The sequence below is a fragment of the Kibdelosporangium phytohabitans genome (assembly GCF_001302585.1).
In the GTDB taxonomy this organism is placed as follows: domain Bacteria; phylum Actinomycetota; class Actinomycetes; order Mycobacteriales; family Pseudonocardiaceae; genus Kibdelosporangium; species Kibdelosporangium phytohabitans.
In genome coordinates this window covers 10,603,474-10,627,135 of the sequence record NZ_CP012752.1, presented here as the reverse complement: position 1 = coordinate 10,627,135, position 23,662 = coordinate 10,603,474, and the positions used below count along the sequence as shown (strand labels likewise).

The window sequence follows — 23,662 nt, the reverse complement described above, 5'->3', positions numbered from 1 at the left end:
GTGCGCGATGGCAGATGGGGCAACCCCACGGCTGGTCGACCACCACTGCCACGGTCTCGTCCAGCGCGACCTGGCCGACGACGAGTTCACGGCACTCCTGACCGAAGCGGCCGTTGCCTCGGCCGGTGCGTTCGACTCGCGGATCGGACTGGCTGTGCGGCGCTGGTGCGCGCCCGTGCTGGACCTGCCCGCGCACGTCCCTGCCGACGAGTATCTCGCTCGCCGTACCGAATTGGGATTCGCGGAGGTGGATGCGAGGTTCATGACCGCGGCTGGGTTGTCCGCGCTGTGCGTCGACACGGGGTATGTGCCGGAACCGATCTCGACGCCCGAGTCCCTCGCGACAGCGATCGACGGGTCGGCGTACGAGATCGCGCGCCTCGAACAGGTCGCCGAGGACCTGCACGGGAAGGTCGACGCGGCCGGGTTCGCCGACGCGTTCCAGGCCGCGTTGCGGCAGCGGACCGAGCGGGCGGTCGGGGTGAAGTCGATCGCCGCGTACCGCGTCGGGCTCGACCTCGACCCGGCACGCCCGTCCGCGGGTGACGTGGTGGGCGCGGCGTGGCGGTGGCTGTCCGGCGGCAAACGGATCGCCGACCCCGTGCTGCAACGGTTCCTGATCTGGTGCGCGGTCGACCGCGGCCTGCCGATCCAGTTCCACGCCGGCCTCGGCGATTCCGATGTGGACATGAAGTCCGGCGATCCGTTGCTGCTGATGCCGTTGCTCAGGGCGGTCGAGCCCACCGGGGTCCCGGTCATGTTGTTGCACAACTACCCGTTCCACCGGCACGCCGGATACCTGGCCCAGGTGTTCGGCAACGTCCACGTGGACGTCGGTCTCGCCACGCACAACCTGGGCGACCGCTCCCGTGTGCTGATCGAGGAGACTCTGGAGCTGGCGCCGTTCGGGAAGTTCCTGTTCTCGTCGGACGCGTTCGGTCTTTCCGAGCTGTACTACCTGGCCGCGGTGTTGTTCCGCAGGGGAGTGGCGGCGGTGCTGGAGGCCGGGGTGTCCGGGGGGTCGTGGAGCGCGGCGGACGCGGACCGGCTGGCCCGCATGGTCGGCTCAGAGAACGCCGTCCGCGTTTACGGGCTGGGTGACGCCGGTTTCCGCCACACCGCGTAGACGACCGCGGAGATCGCGAAGCCGACGAGGAAGGTGACGTCGCCGATCCACGGGATCGCCTCGGGGACCGGGCCGCGGTACCTCGCCTGGTTGGCGAACAGTCCGATGGAGACGATCATCCCGGCGAGCAGTGCGACCGGTCCGGCCCGGTTGCGGTGGGACGTGTCGTCGAGCACGTGACCGAACCGCTGGTCGCGCCGGATGTGCTGGTCCACCAGGGTGACGCCGAGCCACGGGCCGATCCAGTACGCGATCACCAGCAGGAAGCTCTCGAACGCGTGGCCGGCGTCCGCGAGGCCGAGCCACGCCAGGACGAACCCGATCACGCCGAACCCGACCGCCACCACAGCACGCCGCCACGCCAACGGCAGCTTGACCCCGAGCGTGAGGAACGCCAGCGCCGCCGAGTACACGTTCAGCACGTTCGCCGCCATGCTGCCCAGCGTGATGGACAGCAGCGTCAGCGCCGCGAGCCAGCCCGGCAGGTGCCCGGTGAACACCGTCGCCGGATTGTCCGAAGTGGATCCGCCGATGGTGGCGGACGCGGCGCCGACCAGCATCAGCACTGTCGTGGCGAGGAACAGCCCTGAGCCTGCCGACCAGCCGACGGCACGGCGTGAGGTTCCCGTCGGCAGGTAGCGCGTGTAGTCCGCCGCGTACGGATTCCAGCCTGCCGTGTAACCGAACGCGGCACTGGCGGCGAGCAGGAAACCGCCGGGCCCGCCCGTACCCGAACTGTTGCCTGGTGACGCCTTGCTGAAGATCACGACCGCCGTGATCGCGAAAACCACTGCGAGCACGGGAAACGCGTACCGCTCGAAGGCCTGCACGAGGTTGTGCCCGAAGAACGCGATGACGACCTGCAGCAGGACGACGATGGCCAGGCACAGCAGCAGCGGCATGGTGGTCAGCGAGTTCAACGCGAACGCGCCGCTGACGCTGTTCACCGCGAACCACCCGGCACCGGCCATGACCGACATCAGCGTCGCGGGCAACACGTTGCCCCAGAAGCCGAACGCGACCCGTCCGAGCACCATCTGCGGCACACCGTAGGTGAGACCGCGCGCGGACAGCATGCCGTGCGCGGTCGCGCCGAGGAGGTTTCCGAGCGTCAGCGCCGCCGCGGCCTGCCAGAAACCCAGGCCGAACGCCGACACCGCGAGCACACCGAGGAAGATCGTCGCGAACTCCAGGTTCGGCGACGTCCACGTCCAGAACAGCTGGCGTGGTCTGCCGTGCTTGTCGGCCTCCGCGACCGGCTCGATGCCGCCCGGTTCGACCTTGACGACCTTCTCGCCGTACATCAGGTCACAGTGATGGCGTCGAGCTTCTCCTTGAGGTAGTCGGACGCGATCACCTCGGGGTAGTCGGCCTTGCCGATCGGCGGGCCGAGCGAGGCGATCCGCGCGTCGTGGTCGGTCTCGTAGAAGAAGATCAACGACACCAGGTCCTCGTCCGGCGCGCTCGCGTGCGGCGGGAGCACCCGGTGCCGCGTGGACCGCCAGCGGTCACCGGTCCAGCGCGCCATCAGGTCGCCGATGTTCACGGTGAAGGCGTCCGGCACGTGGGGCGCGTTCTGCCACCGACCGTCCTTAGTGAACACCTGGAGCCCGCCGACGCCCGCCTCCCTGTCCAGCACGGTGACCGTGCCGAAGTCGGTGTGCGGGCCGATCCGGAACTGGCCGTCCGCGGGGTGGCCGACCACGGTGAGCGGCGGGTACCAGTTGATGTTGAAGGTGTACGTGGGATTGCCGGTGTGCCTGGTGAAGTGGTTCTCCGGCAGCCGCAACGCGACCGCGAAGACCGTCAGCAGCTCGTCGGACAACGCCCGCATCCTGGCCATGTACTCCACCGAGGTGGATTCGAGGAACGGCACCTCGTCCGGCCACACGTTGGGGGCGTACCAGAAATCGTCGACCGCGGGATCCCCGACCGGGTGATCCGCCCCGACGGAGTAGGACTCCTTGAGGTCGGGCGGGGACTCGATGCCCTCGGCGTACGAGTTCGCCTCGACACCGGGCGGCAACCACCCGCGCCCGCCGACCGAGACGGCGTAGCGCTGCTTGGCCTCGCCGGACAGCCCGAAGAACCGCCGGGCCTGCTTGCGGGTGTCCTCGCGCAGCGATGACGGCACGCCGTGCCCGGTGACCAGCAGGAAACCCGAGTCCTGCAAGGCGCGGTCGATCTGGTCGGCGACGTGTGCGCGGTCCTTGAGCGAACCGTGGAACCACGGTTCGAGATCGATGAGCGGGACGGTCATGAGCGCTCCTCCCCGATATCCTCGAACCACAAGTCGGGGTGTTCGGCGATGAACTCGGTCATCAGCTCGACGCAGTCCGGGTCGTCCACAATGGTCACTTGAACGCCGTGCCCGGCGAGCCAGTCGTGCCCGCCGGAGAACGTCGTCGCCTCGCCGATGACCACCCGCCCGATGTTGAACTGCCGGACCAGTCCACTGCAGTACCAGCACGGCGAAAGCGTGGTCACCATGATCGTGTCGCGGTAGTGCGGCCTGCGGCCGGCGTTGCGGAACGCGGCGGTCTCCGCGTGCATCGACGGGTCGCCGTCCTGCACCCGCCGGTTGTGCCCGCTGCCGAGTAACTCCCCGTCGGGGCCGTACAACGCGGCACCGATGGGAATCCCGCCAGTGGCCTTGCCGCGCAGCGCCTCCTGCCGCGCCACAGCCAGCATCTGGTTCGCCTCGATCAACTCGCGGCTCGCGTGCATGGTCACACTGTCGTGCCTCCGCAGCGGCCTGGCAAGAGGTTGACCAGTGGACCCGGAAGCCGGTAACGATCACCGATCGGGTGACTCTCCGTGGCCGGATCCCAGGCTGGCGCGCAAGTCGATCTACGCGTCGAGGACGGTGTTCTCCGCCTGTGCCCTGGCGGCGCCCGCGACGGGCGGCAGCGTCGACCACGGGAAGTTGATCCAGCGGTCGGTGTAGCGCCAGACGTAGTCGCTTTTGACCGCCGAGTGCGGCTTCTCGTACACCACCGCGCACCTGACCTCGGCCACGTGGTCCTCGCAGAAGTCGCGGACCAGTTTCAGCGTCGCCCCGGTGTCGGCCACGTCGTCGGCCACCAGGACCTTCGCGCCCGTCAGGTCGACCACGTTGGGGACCGGTGGCAGCATCACCGGCAGGTCCAGGCGTTCGTTCACGCCCGTGTAGAACTCGACGTTCATCACGTGCAGGTTCTTGACGTTCAACGCGTATCCCAGTGCGCCCGCCGCGAACAGGCCGCCGCGTGCGATGGACAGGATCAGGTCGGGCTGGTAGCCGTCACCGGCGATCCGCTCGGCCAGTTCACGGCTGGCGGTGCCGAACAGCTCCCAGGTGAGTACTTCGCGCTGCTCCGTCATGGTTGTCGAGGGTAGCTTGCCGCCGGATCGTGCCTGGTCAACGGGTCTGGGCGAAGAGAAAATACCGACCGGTCTTTTTTCTCTTGCATACCGGTCGGTTGGTTTTATATGGTGATCCGGCCAGCTCGCACGGACGGAGAAGCTGATGGAGATCGGCGTTTTGGGACCTCTCGAGGTCCAGTCAGGCTCGGGCCGGGTCATGCCGACGGCCGCCAAGACCCGCAAACTGCTCGCGATGCTCGCCATCCACGCCGACGAGGTCGTGCCGATCAGCGAGCTCAACGAGGAACTCTGGGGTACCAACGTCCCGCGCAGCGCGAGTACGACGCTGCAGACGTACGTCCTCAACCTGCGCACCATGATCGCCGCCGCGACCGGCGGCACCAACGCCGACGCCAAGCGGATCCTCGCCACCAGGCCAGGCGGTTACACCCTCACCGCGTCCTCGGTCGACGTCCGCGAGTTCGAACGGCTCACCGCCGCCGGGCACCGCGCCCACCAGGCCAGGGAGTACGAGCTCGCCGCGGACACCTTCCGCGCCGCGCTCGGCGCGTGGCGCGGACCGGCGCTCGTCGACGTCCAGCTCGGACCGCTGCTGCGCGCCGAGGTGCAGCGGCTCAACGAGGCCCGGCTGTCCGCGCTCGACCGCCGGATCGACGCCGACCTCCGGCTGGGCAGGCACCACGAACTCGCAGGCGAGCTGACCGGGCTGGTGGCCAGGCACCGCACGCACGAAGGGCTGCACGCGCACCTGATGGTCGCGCTCTACCGCAGCGGCAGGCGGGCGCAGGCGATGAGCGTCTACCGGTCCGTGCGCGAGGCGCTGATCGAGGAACTCGGCCTGGAACCGTCACTCGGACTGCGCCGCCTCCAGCAGGCGATCCTCAACTCCGACGCCGCGCTGGGGGAGTCGCGGCTCGAACGCGTCGGGTGAGGGTGTGGTCAGGCAGCAACGCTCCGAGCAGACCCGGCGCCTGTTGGTCGGGGCCGCGGCGGAGCTGTTCGACCGGGTCGGTTTCGTCCGCGCGACCATGGCGGAGATCAGCTCGGCGGCCGGGGTGACCAAGGGGGCGTTGTACTTCCACTTCCCGTCGAAGGACACGCTCGCGGACGCGGTACGGGCCGAAGCCATCGAGATGCTGGACATCCTGGTGGCCAGGCTGCCGGCCGGGTTGTCGCCGATGCAGGCCGTCATCGACATGCACCACCACGTCGTGCGCTGGCTGCGTGAGGACGCGATCGTCCGCGCCAGTCTGCGGATCAGCCACGACACGGGCGACCCGGCGGACTTCTGCGCGTCCTGGCTGGCGGCGACCGAACGGTTGCTCAGGCGGGCGTCACCGGAACGGGCCGAGCTGGCCGCGACCGCGCTAGTCGGGCTCTGCCTCGGCGTGGAGACGTTGCGGTGGAACGGGATTCGCCGGGACGGCAGGCCGGAGCCGTGGGAGCTCGTGCTGCCGAGCCTGGTCGGTCACGACCCCTCCGGCACGAACCGGCTGAGTCGGCGCGGCGGCACGATCGACGGCAGGACGTAACGCCACATGGTCGCGACCCGCTCGGGCAGGTCCGCCCGGTCGGTCAGCACCTGCGCCGCGGTCTGCAGGCCGGTGAACGCGCCGACCAGGAAGTTGGCGATCTCGGTCGTGTTCAGCTCCTTGCGCACGTCACCGTGCTCCTTGGCGTGGTCGAGCTGGCCGCGGATCACGTCGATCCACCGCAGGTAGGAGTCCGGGTTGGGTTCGCTGAACGTGCCCTGCTCGATCACCAGCCGGATGCTCGCCCTGATCCGGACGTTCTCCCTGAGGCTGCGCGCCATCGTCTGGGTCAGGTCGATGACGTTCTGCAGGCCGGGCTCGCCCGCCTCGCCCGGCGGCGGCCAGATGGAGAACTGCTCGTCCACGAGCGCGTGCGCGAGCTCCTCCTTCGACGCGAAGTGGAAGTACAGCGCGCCCTTGGTGACTCCGGCCTCGGCGAGGATGTCGGACAGGCTCGCGCCGACGAAGCCCTGCCGGTCGAACACCGTGGCCGCCGCGTCGAGGATCGTGGCCCGCGTCCGCTCCGCCCGTTGCTGTTTCGGCACCCGAAATCCCCTTTCCCAGTCGCGGTATCGAGTCTAGGACCGCACCGGCGCCGAAACAAACCGGGAGGTAGGTATTTTCCTACTGGTGGGTGGGGCACCCCGCGCCCCACCCGCCAGCGTCAGGTCACGCGGGCGCGAACGGGATGACGACCTTGGACTGGCCGTCGTTGACGCGCAGCGACGTGGCCGCGTCGCCGATCGCGTTCCAGACCTCGAGCCGGACGCAGCCGTTGCCCATCGACTGCGGCGTGCCCGACGCCGACCGTTGACCGGCGGCCTGGCTGTAGGTCTCCCAGCCGGTGACCGGATCGGTCGCGAAGTAGTTGTACGTCTCGCTCCGGGTGTAGGTCGATCCCGTCGGTGCGTACGAGATCCGCGCCTGCACCCCGGCGCCGACCCCTGTGCCCGCGTCGACGCCCAGGCTGAACTGGGTCGTCTTGGCCGGGTCGTAGGTGCCGGTGAAGCCGCAGGCCGTGTACGTCAACGGGTTGTGCGGTGTGCCGTCCCAGTTCGCGCCGCCCGCGGACGAGATCGCGGCGCTCGAACCGCTCGCGCCCGCGGTGGTCGACAACGCACTCGTGTTGACGAAGAACGTGCTGCTCCCGCCGCCGCCAGGAGGCGGATCGGTCGGCGGTGGCGTGCCCGGCGCGCTGCCGCCCTGCCAGGTGATCGCCCCGGTGGTCGCTGTCTGTCCAGGTTGGACGGTCAAGGACGTCCCGGTGGAGAACGTCACTGTGAGCGGGGTCGTGCCACGGTTCGACGCGACGTACGTCCGCGCGCCGTTCTTGGTGAACACGGCGTACAGCGGGGTGTTCGCGGTGACACCGGTGTCCACTTGGCCCAGCGACGACAAGTTGCGCAACCAGTGGAACGTGTGCGCCCGGCTTTCGCCTTCCTCAGGTGTGTAGCCGGTTGTCCGCCACGCCTGGAGCGCGGCGTCCGGTTGGGACAGCGCCTGGAACTCCCAGATGATGTCACGCCACACAGTCGGCGCGGACGGTTTGACGGTCCGCATCTCCTGCAAGTTGGAGTTGATGTAACCCGGGTTGTAGCCCAGGTACAGCGACCCGCCGGTGATCGGCAGCATGTTGATGCCGTGGATCATCTCCGGCTCGGCGGAGAACCAGGTCGCGTACGCGCCACCGTTGCCCCACACCATGCCGACGGTGTTGTGCGGGAACGCGGCCGGAAAGTTGGCGCCGGTGTTGTCGTGCCAGTACTCGGCGATCGCCGCGGCCTGGGTGACGTACTGGTAGATGCCCGCGTCCCGGATGGTCTTGTTGCCCGTCGCCTGGCCGAACTGGATGAGCGCCGAGTCGAAGTTCATCCCCTCCGACGAGGACTCCTGGTTGTTGCCCGCGAAGAAGTTCGCGTGCCCGGACGCCCAGTCGTGCCCGGCGAAGATGTCGAAGTCCCGCAGGAATGTGAACCGCCGGTCGTTGCGGTCGTAGTTGTTGGCGTCCCGGATGAGCACGTCGACCATTCCGCCGTACTGGCCGGGCGAAGCCCACACCGGATCGTATTTCGCGAGCGTCGCCGCGGCCGCGATGAAGTAGCCGTAGTGGAAGTGGTGGTCGTTGAGCTCCTGGTCGGACCCGAACGACGCGGGGTAGCCGATCAGCGTGCCCCAACTGGAGTTGTAGCCGAAGACCCGTGCGGTCTTGCCCGGTGTCGCGGTGAACCAGTCGGTCAGGCGTGCCTTGATCGCCGACAACATCCGGTCACGAACAGCCGTGTTGCCGACCAGGTCAGCGATCTCGGCCAGCCGCGCCGCCCGGCCGAGACCCTTGCCCGTCCAATACGTGTCGTTGCCGAACCCGGCCAAAGGATCGCCCGAACCGGCCGCGTTCAGCTCGTTGTTCAACGTGGTCAGGTCAGCACCGGTCATCCCCACCGCGGGCAGTTCCGGCAGGACACCGCGGTAGACCATGCTGGTCTGGAACGACGTTATGTTCGTGAGAACACGCATCGGGCCGCGTGGCGAGATGTACGTGTTCCCCAAAGGCGCGCCACCGGCGAGGTACTTCCACTGGTGTGGGTACAGGGCGGTGACTGTGCCGGTGGCTGAGCCTTCCCTCGCCTGGGTGGTGAAGTTGTACGTCGTGGTGAGCCTGCTGGTGGACTCGTTGAACGCCCACGAGACATTAGTTCCGGTGATGAACGAATACGCGTGAGGCGCGAACGCGTTCAGCAGGCTGGTTCGCTCGGTGTTGCTCGACTGCGCGGTCGTCGGCAGAACAGCGATGGAGAAGTAGCCGCGCCCGGCCAGTGTCGAGCTGATCGTGGCACCGGCGGTCATCCAGGTCGCTCCCGTTGGCGCGAACAACGCGTAGTCGTGGCCGTTGATCGTGACACCGAGGGTTTTGCCTGTGTTGGACCAGATCGCCGGTGCGGACTGGAAGCTCAGCACCGCGTTGCCGCCGGTTGCCTGCGCGTAGACGAACGGGAGCCCATGGCCGATCGTCGTTTTCAGTGATCGGCCCGCGTTCGCCCACGAGGCCGTGACCGTCCAGTCGCTCCAGCCGTCGACCATCGCGGTCGACGACAGTCCGTCGACACCGATGGTGAAGTCGGTCGAGTGTTCGAAGTGGTACTCGCCGGTAGTCGTCGCCGACCCGGTGATCGTCGGCGTGGTCGGGTAGTCGACGCCTAGACCGGTCGTGGTTGCCTTGAGGGACAAGGGGTGTGCCGCGAGGTTGTCCGAACCTGCGCAGTCGTTGCGTTTCCAGAGCAGTGACGACCACCAGTCGTTGGTGGGTACGCCTCCTGCCGGGGCGTTCGGCGTGACGAACGTTCTGGCGTTGCTGCCGATGGAACCGCAGCCGGTTGGGCCCGGGCCCGGCAGTGAGTCCAGGTAGCCGCCCGCTCCGACCGGGGTCGCGTTGGCGGTGTTGTTGCTGGTGAACAGGACAAGGCTGAGTGCAAGCGCGAGTGCCGTGAGGGCGGCTGGTGCCTGCTTCTTTGCAGGGGGCATTGACTCTCCTCCTGGAGGAAGAGTTGCAGGGGGTTGAGGGAGAGCGCTCTCACCCGTGTCAATGGGACCTTGCGGACATGTCTCGTGTCAAGGTTGGACGACGGAGCACGCGGACTCGGCGACCACGGCGAGCCCTGTGCTGCCAGCACAGGGCTCGGTTTCGTGGTTTCTCCCTTCCGTATGACCTGGGCCCAGCCCGACCGCACGTGTCCAGGGGCCCGCCTGCCCTGCCCAGCCAGACTCAAAGCCCCACCGGGCCCCTAGACACGTGTGAGTGCCTCCCGCAGGCCACACGGAAGAACCCCACTCTCACCACACGAAGCCGCGCCCGGCGCTGGAACCGCTCTTGCACACCTTGCGGCGGTCTGCCCACCCGGCAAGGGCCTTTCGTACGGCACGAGCCTTTAACAGACCGACAAGAAGGCCCTCGCCGGGCGGCAACCCTCTGCGCAGGAGCCATGAGCGCGGTCCCCCCTCTCCACAGCCGAGCCGTTGGTGTGTTTCGGTGGGCGTGGGCGCTCCTGCCCGTCGACCTGCCCAGAGGGAACCACGGACTGTCAAGAGGTCCGTATCGCTTCCGCTCGGTGGTGCTTCGCGTGAGCGGACCCCTGACAGCCCGTGGTTGGCGCAGCCCAGGCCGACGGGCAGGAGCACCCCTTGGCGCTTGCGCGCTCACCGACCAGGGCTGGTTTGCGCGCTCGCCACTCAGTGCCGGTTTCTGTGCTTCCGTGCTCGCCGTTAGCGTTGTGCTGGCGTGCGGTTTCGTGGGTTGGTGTCTTTGTGTATGTGTGCTCGTATTCCGGGCGCTGAGGTTGGCTTCTTCTTTATCGGTTTGCTGTCAGTTCGTCGAAGCTTGGGAAGTCGTTCGCCAGGGTGTTTCCGGTGAAGTTCCCGACCCAGCCGCCGTCGTCGTGGAAGAAGCGGATCGCCACGTAGTCCGGCCGTGTTCCCATGTCGAACCAGTGCGTCGTGTTCGCCGGGACGCTCAACAGATCGCCTGCCTCACACAGGATCCCGTACACCTTGGCATCCACGTGCAGGTAGAAGACGCCCGCTCCGCGTGCGAAGAACCTGTCTTCGTCGTCGTCATGGGTGTGTTCCGCCAGGAACTTCTGCCTGGCCTGTGCCGCTGACTCCGCCCATTCCGGAGTGTTCTGCGGTGTCATGTGCAGGGCGTCCACGTATGTGTAGCCCTCGCTCTCGTTCACCCTGTCGACGTACTCGCGGTAGACCGCCAGCACCTCGTCCGAGGTGGGTTCCGCTGGGAGGTCCACGACCGGCCAGCGGTCGAAGCGGACGCCGAGCTGCTTGAGCTCACCCTTGATCTCCTCGGCGTCCTCAGTGCGGATCAGCACCTGCGACGAGTCCGTGTCGGGCCATGCGGTCAGCAGCGTCATGCTTCGATTATGAACCTCGTCAGCCATTCCAGGCACTCCGTCCGATGCCTGGCTTGACGCAGGTCACTGCCCCACACGTAGAGGCCGTGGCGGGCCACGATGAGGGCCGGGGTGTCCGCCCGCCAGCCTGCTTCGAACGCGTCGCCCAGTGCTTGCATGTCCTGGCTGTTGCGCACTACCGGGATGGTCACCAGGTCGTCGTGCGCTGCCCGGCCGAAACCCTTGAGCATCTCGAGGTCACGCAGTTCGACGCCGCCTGGCCAGCGTTCGGCTGCCAGCACCGGTGCCAGCACGTGGACGTGCACCACCGCGCCTGCGCCGGACACCGCCGCGATTCTGCCGTGCAGGCCTGCTTCGGCTGACGGGGCCAGCGCGCCCTCGCTGACCGGGGCGCCCGTCGCGTCGATCTCCACGACGTCCGACGCCGTCAGCTCACCCTTGTCCAGGCCGCTGGCCGTCACCGCGAGCCGCAACGGGTCGTCGCTCAGCCGCACCGACAGGTTCCCGGAGGTTCCGCGCATCCAGCCGAGCTCGGTGTACCGCGCGCACTCCGCCGCCAGCAGTGCCCCGGCTTCCGGCAGGTTCATGCCGGATCCACCGTGATCTGCGCGAACGACTCGATCGCCAGGTGGCTGCCGAAGTCCGCGTCACCGAACGGCTCGCCCGGCCTGGCCAGGCCCACCGTCTGCCAGCCGTCCTCCGCTGCCGCGTCCAGCTCCGCCGGAACGTCGGACAGGAACACGATCTGCTCCGGTGGCGCGTTCAGCGCGGTCGCGATCGCCCGGTAGGACGGCGCCTCGCGCTTCGGGCCCGCGTTCACGGTGTCGAAGTGCTGCGAGAACAGGGTGGTGATGTCACCGTCCGACGTCCGGGAGAACGCCGCCACCTGGCCCGCGACCGAGCCGGACGAGAACACCGCCAGGTCGAGGCCTTTGTCGTGCCACGCGCGCAGGGCCGGGGTGACGTCCGGGAACAGGTCCGTGACCAGGTCGCCTTCGGCGTATCCGCGCTGCCAGATCAGGCCCTGCAGCGTTTTCAGCGGCGCGATCTTCTGGTCGGCGTCCATCCAGCCGTGCAGCACCTCGACGATGTCCGGCGTGCCCGCCGAGTCGGGCAGCTCGCCCAGCAGGCGGATCTGGGCGACGGCCTCGACGACCACGGGGTCGTCGCCGTTCGCGTCGATCCACGGGCCGAGGCGGGGCCGCGCGTAGTCGTAGAGCACGACGTGCACCTGGCTGGTCGGGGTCAGGGTGCCTTCGATGTCGACGACGACCCACCGTGCGGTCAGCGCGGTCACTGGTTCTGTTCTCCTTCGCTGTAGTACTCGGCGATCCGGTGCGGCTCGAACGGACCCCGGTCGGTCACGATCGTGGTGACGAACCGCGGCGGTGTCACGTCGAACGCGGGGTAGAGGCCGCGCACCTTCTCGCTCGCTGTGCGGATGCCCAGGGTGTGCAGGACTTCCTCGCCCGGCCGGTACTCGATCGGCACGTCGTCGGCTGTCCGCGCGTCCTGGTCGGGGGCCTGCACCATGGCGTGGAACGGCACGCCGAACGCCGCCGCGGCCACGGCCAGCCCCAGCGTGCCGACCTTGTTGATCACGTCACCGGTCATCGTGACCCGGTCGGCCGCGGTCACCAGCGCGTCCACCTCGCCGGACTGCAGCACGGCCGCGCCCATCCCGTCGGAGATCAAGGTGGTGTCCACGCCCATCTCGGCCAGTGTCTCCGCGGTCAGCCGGGCGCCCTGCAGGTACGGGCGGGTCTCGGTGCAGAAGAAGCGCAGGCGTTTGCCGTCGCGCTGGGCCGCGGCGACCAGGTCGACCAGGTACAGGTCGGCCCAGCAGTGCGTCATCACACCGCCTTCGTCGGGCAGCAGCGACGCGGCCGCCCGTCCCAGCGCGGCGCTGCGGCCGCGGTAGAGGTCGTCCCCGGCCTGCGCGCCTGCCAGAGCGGACGAGAGGAGCGTCTCACCGGAACCGGACACTGAGGACAGAACGGCGTGTACGGCCTTGCGTAAGTGGTTGTTCGTGCGGCGCGCGTTGGTCAGGCGCACGCCCGCTTGTTCCATGTACGCGTACGCGGCGTGCGGGCGTAACCCGGCGGCTTCGCGGGCGGCGAGGACCATGCCGTACAGCGCGGCGAAGTAGGGGCCGGAGGACTGGGTGACCATGTCCTCAATGGCTTTTGCCACCTCGCTGGAGTTACGGCACAGCACCCACTCCCGCGCGAACGGGAAACGGCGGCGGTCCAGGATCAGCACGCCGTCGTCGGTGAGCTTGACGCTGTCCGCCAGTACCGGAGTCATCAGCTGTATCCCGTGAACGGCGGGTGCTCGCCTGTCAGGTAGTACGCGCCGACCTCGCGCGCCTTGTAGACCACCGGGTCGTGCAGCGTGAGCGTCCTGGCGTTGCGCCAGAACCGGTCGTAGCCGAACTTGGTCGCGGTCGCCCGCGCGCCCATGAACTCGAAGACCTTCGTCGTGGTCTCGTTGACCACGCGGGTGGCGAACACCTTGGCCGACGAGATGGTCACGGCCGTGCTCGCTCGCAGTTCGGCGGTCAGTTCGGCGCCGGCGTCCACCGACTGGCGCAGCGCGTCCGCCGCCCGGTCGGCCAGTGTCCCGGCCGCTTCGACGGACGCGACGAGTTCCCCGTACCCGGCGGCGATGTACGGGTCGGCCGACGCCGACTCCACACCGGACAGGATCCACGGCCGGGCCTGGCCGCGCGTGTACTCGGCGGCCTCGGCGAGCGCGCCTGCCGCGATGCCGACGTAGATCTGCGTCAGCGCGAGCTGGAAACCCAGCGCGGCAAGGGAAAGCCGGATCGAGTCGGACGGCTGCGGGCCGAGCACGTCCTGGCCGTCGACCGCGACGTCCTCGAACACGATGCCGCCGCTCGCGGTCAGCCGCTGGCCGGTGTTGTCCCAGTCGGACGGGTACGAGATGCCGGATGCCTTGGCGTCGACGGTGAACGTCACCTTCTCGTCGTTGTCCACCCTGGTCGCCGAGACCACGAGCCGGTCGGCGACGCTGGCTCCGGTGGCGAAGGTCTTGCGGCCGTTGACGATGAAGCCGTCGCCGCTCGGGGTCAGCCGCAGGGCCGCGTCGAGCGGGTTGCTCACGCCCGACCAGAACCAGTTCGCGTCGGCACGCATCCGCTGCGCGGCAGCGGGGTTGTCGAACAGCCGGGCGCGCCACAGGTGCAGGTAGTGGTAGCCGATCAGGTGGCCGATCGACGCGTCCGCCGCCGCGATGATCCTGGTCACCGCGTCGGCCGCGCTCTCGTCGGCGGCCAGCAGGCCGGACGAGCGCAGCAGGTCCACTTCCGCCGTGGGTGGCCGGTTCGCCCGGTCTCGTTCGGCCGCGTCCGCCTTGAGCCGCGCGGCGACTTCCTCGGCCAAGCCGATCCAGTCCGTCATGGCCGAAACCGTACTGGGCCTGGGCGCCCGTGCCCGCGCCTGTCCACATGACAAAACTTGCGTGTTCCGAAAACTTGCGGAGCGCGCAGTTTTCTGGCAGCCTCGGGTGGTGTCAGGGTTGAGAGAACGCAAGAAACGGGCCACCCAGGAGGCGCTGAGCTGGGCGGCGTTGCGCCTCGCGGTCGAGCGTGGCGTGGACAACGTGCTGGTCGAGGACATCGCGGCGGACGCGGGTGTGTCGCCGCGGACGTTCAACAACTACTTCGCCAGCAAGTACGAGGCCATCGTCTGGCGTGAGCTGGACCGGATGGTCCGGATCGGGGACATCCTGCGGGAACGCCCGCTCGACGAGCCGTTCTGGCAGTCGGTCGAGCACGCCGTGCTCGCGATCTACGGCGACGACGACGCCACCACCCCGCCGGACGTGAAGTGGACCCAAGGCGTGCGGGACCTGGTGAACTCGGCGTCGCTGCGAGCCGAATACCTCAAAGCGGACGCGGCGATGGCGCGTGCGCTGGCCGAGGCGATCGCCGAACGCCTCGGCAGGGACGTCGACAAGGACATGTACCCGCGTGTCATCGCCGGAACCGTCGGTGTGGCGTGCAGCGCCGCGCAGGAGCAGTGGATGAGCGCCGATCCGCCGGTCCCGCTCGGGCCGCTGATCCGGGAAGCGCTGGGGTACCTGAAACGAGAGGGAGAACCATGATCGCGATAGCCGGGGGCGGGCCGAACGGTCTGATGCTGGCCTGTGAACTCGCACTGGCCGGGTTGCGTCCGGTCGTGCTCGAGAAACTGGCTGAACGAAGCCAGGAACCGAAGGCGAACGGCATGGTCGGCCAGGTGGTCCGGCTGCTGCACCACCGCGGCCTGCACGAGCGGCTCGGTGGCGGTGAGACTCCATTCCGGACACCCGGCTACATGTTCGGCATGCTGCCGTTGGATCTCAGCGCGGTCCCTGACAACCCGCTGACGATCCTCCCTGTGCCGCAACACCGGATCGAGCAGGTGCTGGAGGAGCGGGCGCTGGAGCTCGGTGTGGAGATCCGGCGTGGCCACGAGGTCACCGGCTTCACCCAGGACGACTCCGGCGTCCACGTCCGGGTCCTTGGTCCGCGGGGAGTCCACGAGCTCAGCGTGGAGTTCCTCGTCGGCGCGGACGGCGGGCGCAGCACGGTCCGCAAGCTCGCCGGGATCGGCTTCCCGGGTGTGTCCACAGAGAAGGGTGTGGTTCGGGTAGCGCACGTGTCGCTGCCCGAACGCGTCGACGGGAACCTGGAAGTACCGGGGCACGGCCCGATCCCGCCCGGTTCGCACGTCAGGACCGAACACGGTGTGTTCATGCACATCGAGCTGGAACAAGGCAAACCGTTGGTGATGACCGTCGAGTGGGATCCGGCGGACGACCTACCAATGACCCTTGACGAACTGCGGCAAAGCATCCACCGCGTGCTCGGCGCGGACGTGCCCGTCGGGCCGCCGCGGGCGCACGGTCCGCACATGCTGCGCCGGACCTCGGGTGGCAACACCCGGATCGCCGAGAAGTACCGGCGCGGCCGTGTTTTCCTGATCGGCGACGCGGCGCACGTGCACTCCGCGATGGGTGGTCCCGGGCTGAACCTCGGATTGCAGGATGCGGCAAATCTGGGCTGGAAGCTTGCCGGGCACGTGCACGGCTGGGCGCCGCCCGGACTGCTCGACACCTACGAAGCCGAACGCCGCCCAGCCGCCGAACGCGTTGTCGTGCACACCCAAGCCCAGACCGCGTTGACGGGCCCAGGGCCCGAAGTGACCGCGCTGCGGACGTTCTTCGCCGAACTGATGGCGGGCGCCGACGTCGCCACGCACATCGCGGAAACCATGGCCGGGGCGGACATCCGGTACCCGACGGGCGCGAACCACCCGCTGGCGGGCCGATTCCTGCCCGACTGGGGCCCGGTGTCCCTGTTGTCCCAAGCGCGCCCGCTGTTGCTCGACCTCACCCGCAAGCCGGCGCTGAGGGACATCGCGGCCGAATGGGCCGATCGGGTGGACGTGGTCGAGCTCGAATCCACTTATGCGCATGCGGATGCGCTTCTGGTCCGGCCCGACGGGTACGTCGCGTGGGCGGGCGACGGTGTCCTGAGTGGACTGCGTGAGGAATTGGCCGCCTGGTTCGGCAGTCCGCGAATCCTTGCGGCCGTGACGAATTAGTACTCGGTCGGTCACCGTGCGTGCTTGAGTAGAGCGGCCGTTGTCAGATTGAGATCCCCGGCGCGTCACGTTCCCGCCTGCTACGCCGAACAGACCAATGTGGACTAAGCGGAATAGGCCAGTTGTGTGATTGTCATCCCAGCCTCGCCCGGATGTGCTTCGGGGGCAGTTTCTTGCCACGATCCCCATGAAGGGTTTGGCTGTGACACCACGATCTCCACAGCGCAGACGCGCCGGGTGGGCGGTGCTCGCGATGAGCACCGCCGTGCTCGGCCTGGCGACGCCGACGGCGGCGCTCGCCGAGCAACCCGCCCCACCGGAGCAGCCGGTTCCATCCGACGCCAAGCAGCTCGACTCCCGCGACCGGGCGCTCGTCGCCGAGGCGGAGAAGGCGGGCAAGCCGTCGGTCACCGTCCTCGTCGCCGCCGAGCACGGCCGTGCCGACTCGGCCGCCAGCGAACTGCGCGCCATCGGCGCGAACGTCAAGTCCGTCGAGAAGGACCTCGACTACCTGAAGGTGACGCTGCCGCCGGGCAAGGCGCGCCAAGCGGTCAAGCTCGACTCGATCCGCGCGATCGACGTCGACGGCCTGATCGCCAGGGACGAGCCGCGCCCCGACGGCATGGGCAACCCGCTGCCGCAGCCAGCACCGGGCCCCAACACCCCTCGGGTCAACCCGTACATGCCGACCGGCGACACGCACGCCGCCCAGTTCGGCAAGGTGTTCCCGTTCTGGGACGGCAAGAACGTCACCGTGGCCGTTTTGGACAGTGGGGTCGACCTCGACCACCCCGCGCTGGCCAAGACCTCCGGCGGCGAGCGCAAGATCGTCGACTGGTACAACGCCAACTCCCCGGACTCCGGTGACAGCACCTGGGTCGCGATGTCCCAGCAGACCTACACCGGCCAGTTCACCACCGCCGGGCGGACGTGGACCGCGCCCGCGACCGGTGGCCCGTACAGCATCGGTGTGTTCGCCGAGAACGCCGGCGCCAACGACTTCGCCGCGGCCAACAGCGAGATCGGCGGTGACGTCAACCGCGACGGCGACAAGGCCGACCGGTTCGGCGTGCTGCAGGACACCACCACCAAAGAGGTGCGCGTCGACCTCAACGGCAACGGCAACTTCACCGACGACGCCGCGCTGATCGACTACAAGGTCAAGCAGGACGTCGGCCACTTCGGCACCGACAACCCGGCGACGCCCGCGGTCAAGGAGACCGTGCCGTTCGTCGTGCAGACCGACAAGTCGGTCTACGGCACCACCGACACCCCGTTCGTCGGCCTCGGCATCGCCGCCGCCGCGCACGGCTCGCACGTCGCCGGTATCTCCGCTGGCAACGCGCTCCTGGACGGCAAGATGGCCGGTGCCGCACCCGGCGCCAAGGTCCTCGCCATCAAGGCGTGCCTGTCGACGCCGTCGTGCACCGAGAGCGGCCTGATCGACGGTGTCGTGTACGCGGCCCGCAACGGCGCCGACGTCGTCAACATCTCGATCGGTGGCCTGCCGCCGCTCAACGACGGCAACAACGCCCGCGCGGTGCTCTACAACCGCGTCATCAAGGAATTCAACGTCCAGCTGTTCATCTCGGCCGGCAACAGCGGCTCCGGTGCCAACACCGTCGGCGACCCGTCGGTGGCCACCGACGCGGTCAGCGTCGGCTCGTACGTCACCAAGGAGACCTGGCTGTCGAACTACGGTTCGCAGACGGCCAAGAAGGAAGGCCTGCACCCGTACTCGTCGCGTGGACCGGCCGAGGACGGCGGCTTCAAGCCGAACATCATCGCGCCCGGCTCGGCGATCTCGTCGATCCCGCAGTGGCAGCCCGCCCAGCCGCTGCCCGGCACGTACACGCTGCCGGTCGGCTACGCGCACTTCAACGGCACCTCGATGGCCGCCCCACAGGCGACCGGTGCCGCCGCGCTGCTCGTGAGCGCCTACAAGGCGACCCACGGCGGCAAGCGGCCCAGCACGGCCGCGCTGCGCAACGCGATCTACTCCTCGGCGCGGTTCGTCGACGGCCTCGGCGCGTACGAGCAGGGCAACGGCCTGTTCGACGTGTTCGGTGCGGCTCTCTACCTGGCTGCCAACCCGAACCCGGACACCGTGACCAGCTCGGTCGAGGTGAACACGGTTCTGGACGGCTTCCTGGCCAAGCCGGGTGTCGGCGTCGGCATCCACGACCGTGAGGGCGTCGTGCAGGGCAAGCAGTACACCCGCACCTACACCTTCACCCGGACCACCGGCGGCGACCGCACGGCGCCGTACCGTCTGAAGTGGATCGGCAACGACGGTACGTTCTCCTCGGCCGGTTCGGTGAACCTGCCGCTGAACAAGCCCGTCACGGTCGACGTCCGCGTCAACCCGCGTCAGGGCGGCGTGCACTCGGCCGTGCTGGAGCTGGACAACCCGTTCACCTCCGGCACCGACTCGCAGCTGCTGAACACCGTGTTCGTGCCGCAGCAGGTCAACGCGGGCAACAAGTTCACCGTCACCAACAGCGGCAAGATCGACCGCAACCAGACCCAGAACTTCTTCGTCAACGTGCCGCAGGGCACGACCGGCCTGAAGTTCGACCTGACCGGCGGCGGCGCCGCGGCCGGTGCGGGACAGGTCCGGTTCATCCGGGTCGACCCGCGCGGCATCCCGATCGACGTGACGTCCACGACCAACTGCTACAACCCGGACGCCGGTGCGGGCTGCACCACGGGATCGCCGACCACCCGCACGGTCAACAACCCGATCCCGGGCGTGTGGGAGGTCTACGTCGAGGCACGGCGCACCTCGGACGTCGCTTCGGCGCCGTTCTCGCTGACCACGACGGCCATCACGACGAAGATCAGCCCGAACCCGGACACGATCGACTCGTTGCAGGCCGGTGTGCCGTCCAACCGGAACTACTCGGTCACCAACTCGGCCGGTGCGTTCAACGGCAAACTGGTCGGTGGCCCGCTGAGCAGCTCGCTGACGCTGCGGCCGAGCATCGTGACCGACGCCCAGCAGCAGCGCCAGATCAACGTGCTGCCGGGCTCGACGTCGCTGCGGGTGGCGATCGGCAACACCAGTGACATCAAGGCCGACCTCGACCTGGCGCTGTTCAACTGCACCAGCGGGTCGTGCGTGCTGGCGGCGCAGAGCGCGGACGCGGACTCCGAGGAAGCGGTCAGCGTCAGCAACCCGGCTCCTGGCGTGTGGATCTCGTTGGTCGTCGGTTACGCGGTGCCCGCGGGCACCACGGACTACGACTACAACGACCTGTTCTCCTCGCCGCAGCTGGGCACGGTGACTGTCAACGACAGTGACGCGCAGCGTGGCCTCGGGGCGACCTGGAACGCGCCTGCCACGGTGACCGCCGCGGCGGTCCCGCCGGCCGGTCGCAAGCTGCAGGGTGACCTGACGGTCCGGACGAGCGACGGCGGAATCGTCGGCAACGGTTCGATTCTGATCAACACCGTCACGCCGTAAATACGGGAGATCTCAGGGGCGGGCCGGTTTCGACCGGTCCGCCCCTGAGTTCGCCGTGCTAGAAAATGACGTCGTTGCAGAGGTAGAAAGCCTCGCCGCTGTCGGGCAGCTGGCGCTGCCAGATCGTGAAGACCACGTGCCTGCCGCTCTTGCCGCTCGGCAGCTTGGTGGCGATCTGGTACACGCCGTTGACCGGGACCGGGTTGGTCACCTGGTTGAACTGGACCATGTCGGACCAGCGCAGCGGTTGCAGCGGGTTGTAGCCGTCACGGGTGACGTACGACGTCCACACGCCCTGGTGCGCCGCGGTGGCTTTGACACCGAAGGTGAAGTTCGCGCCCGGCGTGAGTTTCGTGGCGGGCCAGTCGTCGCGGGCCAGGTTCAGCCCGGAGTACTTGGCCCGGCCCGCGCCGCAGAGCTGGCCGTCCGGGATCATCGACCGGTGGTTGCCCGCGACGTTGGGCAGGTTGACCTCGTGCCAGTCGTAGAAGGCCTGCGTTCCCCCGGCGGCGACCGCCGCCCGGCACGCGGCCGAAGCCGGGTTTTCCGGATTCTCGTTGAACCGGCACTGCCAGGTCCGGCTCGGCGGGTTCATGGTCGAGCCGTGCGCGTTCGCCACGGACACCGGCAGGACGGCGGACAACACGACGGGGATCGCTCCGAGCAGGGCGACCAGTGCGGATCTGCGGCGCTTGGTCATCAGGCGTCTCCTTGCGGAAGGGTGCCATGAAGTCGTCGCGCCCGACTCATGAGGGAGAAACTCCGTTATTCGAGTGTGAATTGATCCAGTTCGGTGCCGCTAGGTCCATCCGGGCTAAAAGATTGCGGTGACGCACCCCTGACGGTCGGCGATAAACCCCCGATCTCACTGGCGCGAGGGGGAATTACGGCCCGATGATGAGGAGTTGCGTCATGCGGCTGAGATATATCCTTGTTTCGATCATGGTAATACTGGGAATCACTGTTTCCACGCCACAGGCGAATGCGGCCATCGGCGACGACTGGGCATTCGCGTTCAACAACCACCTCGCGCCCGTCGGTGGTTTCACCCTGATGGACCCGGCACGCCGGTGGAGCAAGTACGGCGGCGCGAGCGGGCTGGTCCGTTCGCCGGGGCCGGTCAGTACGAGGTCCTGTTCCCCCGAGACCGCGGGCAAACGCGGCATCGCGCACGTGACGTCGGCGGCCAGGGCACGATCGTGAACGAGTTCAACTCGTTGGGCGCGGCCAGCTTCGTCGGCTGGGGCGGCGCCGGTTCCGGGTTGTACAAGGTGTTCCTGCCCGACGCCGGACCGAAGGACCCGAGTGGGAACTTCCAGGTGACCCCGGTCGGGCTCAAGCCCGCGCTGCAAGATCGCCGAGTGGTACCCGTCGGGCACCGGCCGGACCGTGGTTGTGGCGTGCTTCGACTGGCTCAGCAAGCCTTTCGACACGGCGTGGACGCTCAGCTACAACCGTGAGCGGCCGGTGATCGGGGAGTACGGCCCGCCGGAGCGGTTCGGCCACGTGCAGGTCACCGCCTACGGGCCGGGGCCGGACTACTGCGTGCTGGGCAACCTGTGGTTCACCACGGCCAGTGACGCCATCGTGCGCAACGTCGAGTGCTACAACGCGAGCGGCAAGCTCGCCAAGCACGAGTCGTTCGTCGCCTGCACGTCACGGCAGTGGGTCTTGACCATCCTGGCGGCTGAGTCTTTACTGTTCGGAAAGTTTCCTATTTAACTCGCCGCCAGGATGGAGCCAGCCATGCTCAGACGCGGGTCGGTTGCCGTACTCACACTGTGTTGTCTAGCAGCGACCGCGACTCCGGCGTCGGCTGCTGCCGCCGGATTCGTCCGGGTGGACCAGGTCGGGTACGCCACGGGCGAAGCCAAGGTCGGGTATCTGCTCGGCACGCAGGCCGTGTCCGGCGCCCCGTTCACCGTGGTCGACTCCGGTGGCAGGACGGTGCACTCCGGCAAGGTCGGGGCCAGCCTCGGCAGCTGGAACAGCAAGTACAAGGCCGTGCACCAGGTCGACTTCTCCAAGGTGGACAAAGCGGGGACCTACCAGGTCAAGTTCGCCGGCAAGATCACCGCGCAGTCACCGAGCTTCAAAGTGGACAGCGCGGGCGCGCTCTTCCAGCCGCTGGTCCAGGCCACGACGGAGTTCTTCCAGGCGCAGCGCGACGGCAGGAACGTCATCCCCGGCAGGCTGGACCGCAAGCAGGCGCACCTGACCGACGCCAAGGCGACCGTCTACGCGGAGCCGAAGTTCAAGGGCGACGGCGGCGACGTGCCCGCCGAGCCGCTCAAACCGGTCGGCGGCCCGGTGGACGTCGAAGGCGGCTGGTTCGACGCCGGCGACTTCGTGAAGTTCACGTCGAACACCGCGTACTCGTTGGCCGAACTGGGATACGTGCAGCGCACGGGCGGGAACGCCCAGCTGCTCGCCGAGTTCAAGCACGGGCTCGACTGGCTGGACAAGGCGTGGGACGCGAACAGCAGGACGCTCTACGCACAGGTCGGAATCGGCACAGGCAGCGAGGAGTTCGGTTTCCTCGGCGACCACGACGTGTGGCGGCTGCCCGAGGCCGACGACCAGCTGACCGTCAAACCGGGCGACGAGCAGTACTTCATCAAGTACCGCCCGGTGTTCCCGGCCGGACCCGCGGGTTCGCCGGTCAGCCCGAACCTCGCCGGTCGCGTCGCCGCGGCGTTCGCCCTCGGCGCGCAGGTGGAGCAGGACCCGCAGCGGGCCAAGCGCTACCTGGAGGAAGCCGCGTCGATCTTCGCCGCCGCCAAGACCACGAGCGTCGGCGAACTCGTCACGGCCTTCCCGCACGCCTACTACCCGGAGTCGTCGTGGTTGGACGACATGGAACTGGGCGCGGCGCAGCTGGCACTGGCCGGGCGCAAGCTCGGTGACGCCAGGTCCGCCACGTGGGCCAAGCAGGCGACGCAGTGGGCCAAGCAGTACATCGCCAGCACCGCCAAGGACACGCTGAACCTGTACGACACCAGCGCTTTGGCGCACGCCGAACTGGTCGGCCTGCTGCGGCAGGGCATCCCCGGCGCCCAGGTGACCGAGAAGCAGGTGATCGACGACCTCAAGCGGCAGCTGAACTCCGGTGTGCAGCGCGCGTCCGGCAGCCCGTTCCGCACCGGCGTGGAGATCACCAGCTTCGACGCGGCCAGCAAGAGCTTCGGCTTCGCCGCGACCGCACGGCTCTACCGCGCGGTGACCGGTGACAAGTCGTACGACGCTTTCGGCGTGCAGCAACGCAACTTCGCGCTCGGCTCGAACGCGTGGGGGATCTCGCTCGTCGTCGGCGTCGGTGCGACGAACCCGAAGTGCCCGCACCACCAGGCCGCGAACCTGGCGGGCGATCCCAACGGTGGCAAGCGCGTGCTCTACGGCGCGGTGATCAACGGCCCGAACGGTGCCGAGAACTTCGCGGACCTCGGCGAGATGCCGCCGGGTGCGATCCCGTGCAGCAACTCGCTGACCGCGTTCGACGGCCAGGGTTCCCGGTTCTTCGACGACCTGAGGTCGTGGCCGAGCTCGGAACCGGCGATCGACTTCACGTCGACCGCACTGCTGGCCTTCGGCGTCTCCCGCTGAACCCTCGTGAGTGGTTGGTCCGGTTCTAACCGGACCAACCA

Annotated in this window: 21 protein-coding genes; 9 read left to right on the top strand and 12 right to left on the bottom strand. The window is 68.4% G+C overall.

Translation table 11 applies throughout. From position 1 onward, the window contains the following. The first annotated feature begins 7 nt into the window (after window positions 1-7). Window positions 8-1,126, top strand: coding sequence for an amidohydrolase family protein (locus AOZ06_RS47470; protein ID WP_054295384.1), 1,119 nt, complete (start codon window positions 8-10; stop codon window positions 1,124-1,126). On the opposite strand, the gene AOZ06_RS47465 is transcribed toward AOZ06_RS47470, so the two are convergent. The 4 genes from AOZ06_RS47465 to AOZ06_RS47450 form a co-directional block, all read right to left on the bottom strand. Further along, window positions 1,087-2,430 carry a purine-cytosine permease family protein gene (locus tag AOZ06_RS47465; protein WP_054295383.1) on the bottom strand — a complete coding sequence of 448 codons (1,344 nt, stop codon included), beginning with the start codon at window positions 2,428-2,430 and terminating at the stop codon, window positions 1,087-1,089. The two genes, AOZ06_RS47470 and AOZ06_RS47465, sit on opposite strands and share 40 nt — an antisense overlap. After that, a complete protein-coding gene (locus AOZ06_RS47460) occupies window positions 2,430-3,386 on the bottom strand; it encodes an isopenicillin N synthase family dioxygenase (RefSeq protein ID WP_054295382.1) in 957 nt (318 codons plus the stop codon). Before AOZ06_RS47460 ends, AOZ06_RS47465 begins: the two co-directional genes overlap by 1 nt. After that, complete coding sequence (locus AOZ06_RS47455; protein WP_054297441.1) at window positions 3,383-3,853, bottom strand: nucleoside deaminase; 471 nt, start codon at window positions 3,851-3,853, stop codon at window positions 3,383-3,385. The genes AOZ06_RS47460 and AOZ06_RS47455 overlap by 4 nt, the downstream gene beginning before the upstream one ends. Window positions 3,854-3,976: 123 nt before the next feature. Then, on the bottom strand, window positions 3,977-4,489 hold the full coding sequence (locus tag AOZ06_RS47450) for a phosphoribosyltransferase (RefSeq protein WP_054295381.1): 513 nt from the start codon (window positions 4,487-4,489) through the stop codon (window positions 3,977-3,979). A gap of 145 nt (window positions 4,490-4,634) precedes the next feature. Between AOZ06_RS47450 and AOZ06_RS47445 the strand changes: the two genes are divergently transcribed. Further along, window positions 4,635-5,423, top strand: coding sequence for an AfsR/SARP family transcriptional regulator (locus AOZ06_RS47445; protein ID WP_054295380.1), 789 nt, complete (start codon window positions 4,635-4,637; stop codon window positions 5,421-5,423). Between the two features lie 4 nt (window positions 5,424-5,427). Then, window positions 5,428-6,024: a TetR/AcrR family transcriptional regulator gene (locus AOZ06_RS61580; protein ID WP_054295379.1), complete on the top strand. Its 597-nt coding sequence runs from the start codon at window positions 5,428-5,430 to the stop codon at window positions 6,022-6,024. Here AOZ06_RS61580 and AOZ06_RS47435 read toward each other — a convergent pair. From AOZ06_RS47435 to AOZ06_RS47405, 7 genes are all read right to left on the bottom strand, one after another. Beyond that, window positions 5,961-6,569, bottom strand: a complete 609-nt coding sequence (locus tag AOZ06_RS47435; RefSeq protein WP_054295378.1) for a ScbR family autoregulator-binding transcription factor — start codon at window positions 6,567-6,569, stop codon at window positions 5,961-5,963. The two genes, AOZ06_RS61580 and AOZ06_RS47435, sit on opposite strands and share 64 nt — an antisense overlap. 124 nt (window positions 6,570-6,693) lie before the next feature. Beyond that, window positions 6,694-9,543: a glycosyl hydrolase gene (locus tag AOZ06_RS47430; protein ID WP_054295377.1), complete on the bottom strand. Its 2,850-nt coding sequence runs from the start codon at window positions 9,541-9,543 to the stop codon at window positions 6,694-6,696. A gap of 824 nt (window positions 9,544-10,367) precedes the next feature. Continuing rightward, window positions 10,368-10,940, bottom strand: coding sequence for a 1,2-dihydroxy-3-keto-5-methylthiopentene dioxygenase (locus AOZ06_RS47425; RefSeq protein ID WP_054295376.1), 573 nt, complete (start codon window positions 10,938-10,940; stop codon window positions 10,368-10,370). Further along, window positions 10,937-11,527: a methylthioribulose 1-phosphate dehydratase gene (gene mtnB, locus AOZ06_RS47420; protein ID WP_054295375.1), complete on the bottom strand. Its 591-nt coding sequence runs from the start codon at window positions 11,525-11,527 to the stop codon at window positions 10,937-10,939. Before mtnB ends, AOZ06_RS47425 begins: the two co-directional genes overlap by 4 nt. Then, on the bottom strand, window positions 11,524-12,237 hold the full coding sequence (mtnC, locus tag AOZ06_RS47415; RefSeq protein WP_054295374.1) for an acireductone synthase: 714 nt from the start codon (window positions 12,235-12,237) through the stop codon (window positions 11,524-11,526). Before mtnC ends, mtnB begins: the two co-directional genes overlap by 4 nt. After that, complete coding sequence (locus tag AOZ06_RS47410) at window positions 12,234-13,247, bottom strand: s-methyl-5-thioribose-1-phosphate isomerase (RefSeq protein ID WP_054295373.1); 1,014 nt, start codon at window positions 13,245-13,247, stop codon at window positions 12,234-12,236. Before AOZ06_RS47410 ends, mtnC begins: the two co-directional genes overlap by 4 nt. Next, window positions 13,247-14,362 (bottom strand): acyl-CoA dehydrogenase family protein, encoded by a 1,116-nt coding sequence (locus AOZ06_RS47405; protein WP_054295372.1) that lies wholly within the window; start codon window positions 14,360-14,362, stop codon window positions 13,247-13,249. The genes AOZ06_RS47410 and AOZ06_RS47405 overlap by 1 nt, the downstream gene beginning before the upstream one ends. Window positions 14,363-14,471: 109 nt before the next feature. On the opposite strand from AOZ06_RS47405, the gene AOZ06_RS47400 reads away from it, so the two are divergent. The 3 genes from AOZ06_RS47400 to AOZ06_RS47390 all read left to right on the top strand — a co-directional run bounded on the left by AOZ06_RS47400 (window position 14,472) and on the right by AOZ06_RS47390 (window position 20,018). After that, window positions 14,472-15,068, top strand: a complete 597-nt coding sequence (locus tag AOZ06_RS47400; protein WP_054297440.1) for a TetR/AcrR family transcriptional regulator — start codon at window positions 14,472-14,474, stop codon at window positions 15,066-15,068. Beyond that, window positions 15,065-16,552, top strand: coding sequence for an FAD-dependent monooxygenase (locus tag AOZ06_RS47395; protein ID WP_054295371.1), 1,488 nt, complete (start codon window positions 15,065-15,067; stop codon window positions 16,550-16,552). Before AOZ06_RS47400 ends, AOZ06_RS47395 begins: the two co-directional genes overlap by 4 nt. Window positions 16,553-16,805: 253 nt before the next feature. Beyond that, complete coding sequence (locus AOZ06_RS47390; protein ID WP_225954081.1) at window positions 16,806-20,018, top strand: S8 family serine peptidase; 3,213 nt, start codon at window positions 16,806-16,808, stop codon at window positions 20,016-20,018. Window positions 20,019-20,076: 58 nt separating this feature from the next. Here AOZ06_RS47390 and AOZ06_RS47385 read toward each other — a convergent pair whose 3' ends face one another. Continuing rightward, entirely contained in the window at window positions 20,077-20,718 is a 642-nt protein-coding gene (locus AOZ06_RS47385) for a lytic polysaccharide monooxygenase auxiliary activity family 9 protein (RefSeq protein WP_054295369.1), read from the bottom strand. Between the two features lie 242 nt (window positions 20,719-20,960). On the opposite strand from AOZ06_RS47385, the gene AOZ06_RS57425 reads away from it, so the two are divergent. From AOZ06_RS57425 to AOZ06_RS47370, 3 genes are all read left to right on the top strand, one after another. Beyond that, the gene (locus AOZ06_RS57425; protein WP_157233639.1) at window positions 20,961-21,221 is read left to right on the top strand and encodes a hypothetical protein; all 261 of its coding nucleotides are present in this window, start codon (window positions 20,961-20,963) and stop codon (window positions 21,219-21,221) included. A gap of 186 nt (window positions 21,222-21,407) precedes the next feature. Continuing rightward, a complete protein-coding gene (locus tag AOZ06_RS47375) occupies window positions 21,408-21,740 on the top strand; it encodes a hypothetical protein (RefSeq protein ID WP_157233638.1) in 333 nt (110 codons plus the stop codon). 117 nt (window positions 21,741-21,857) lie between these two features. Beyond that, the gene (locus AOZ06_RS47370; protein WP_236951968.1) at window positions 21,858-23,621 is read left to right on the top strand and encodes a glycoside hydrolase family 9 protein; all 1,764 of its coding nucleotides are present in this window, start codon (window positions 21,858-21,860) and stop codon (window positions 23,619-23,621) included. Window positions 23,622-23,662 lie beyond the last annotated feature (41 nt).

Coding starts and splice junctions, on each gene's coding strand:
- AOZ06_RS47425 (WP_054295376.1), bottom strand. CDS start 10,940: ATGACGCTGCTGACCGCATGGCCCGACACGGACTCGTCGCAGGTGCTG.
- AOZ06_RS47405 (WP_054295372.1), bottom strand. CDS start 14,362: ATGACGGACTGGATCGGCTTGGCCGAGGAAGTCGCCGCGCGGCTCAAG.
- AOZ06_RS47430 (WP_054295377.1), bottom strand. CDS start 9,543: ATGCCCCCTGCAAAGAAGCAGGCACCAGCCGCCCTCACGGCACTCGCG.
- AOZ06_RS47465 (WP_054295383.1), bottom strand. CDS start 2,430: ATGTACGGCGAGAAGGTCGTCAAGGTCGAACCGGGCGGCATCGAGCCG.
- AOZ06_RS47450 (WP_054295381.1), bottom strand. CDS start 4,489: ATGACGGAGCAGCGCGAAGTACTCACCTGGGAGCTGTTCGGCACCGCC.
- mtnB (WP_054295375.1), bottom strand. CDS start 11,527: ATGAACCTGCCGGAAGCCGGGGCACTGCTGGCGGCGGAGTGCGCGCGG.
- AOZ06_RS47395 (WP_054295371.1), top strand. CDS start 15,065: ATGATCGCGATAGCCGGGGGCGGGCCGAACGGTCTGATGCTGGCCTGT.
- AOZ06_RS47470 (WP_054295384.1), top strand. CDS start 8: ATGGCAGATGGGGCAACCCCACGGCTGGTCGACCACCACTGCCACGGT.
- AOZ06_RS57425 (WP_157233639.1), top strand. CDS start 20,961: ATGGTAATACTGGGAATCACTGTTTCCACGCCACAGGCGAATGCGGCC.
- AOZ06_RS47390 (WP_225954081.1), top strand. CDS start 16,806: ATGAGCACCGCCGTGCTCGGCCTGGCGACGCCGACGGCGGCGCTCGCC.
- AOZ06_RS47460 (WP_054295382.1), bottom strand. CDS start 3,386: ATGACCGTCCCGCTCATCGATCTCGAACCGTGGTTCCACGGTTCGCTC.
- AOZ06_RS47385 (WP_054295369.1), bottom strand. CDS start 20,718: ATGACCAAGCGCCGCAGATCCGCACTGGTCGCCCTGCTCGGAGCGATC.
- AOZ06_RS47445 (WP_054295380.1), top strand. CDS start 4,635: ATGGAGATCGGCGTTTTGGGACCTCTCGAGGTCCAGTCAGGCTCGGGC.
- AOZ06_RS47410 (WP_054295373.1), bottom strand. CDS start 13,247: ATGACTCCGGTACTGGCGGACAGCGTCAAGCTCACCGACGACGGCGTG.
- AOZ06_RS47455 (WP_054297441.1), bottom strand. CDS start 3,853: ATGCACGCGAGCCGCGAGTTGATCGAGGCGAACCAGATGCTGGCTGTG.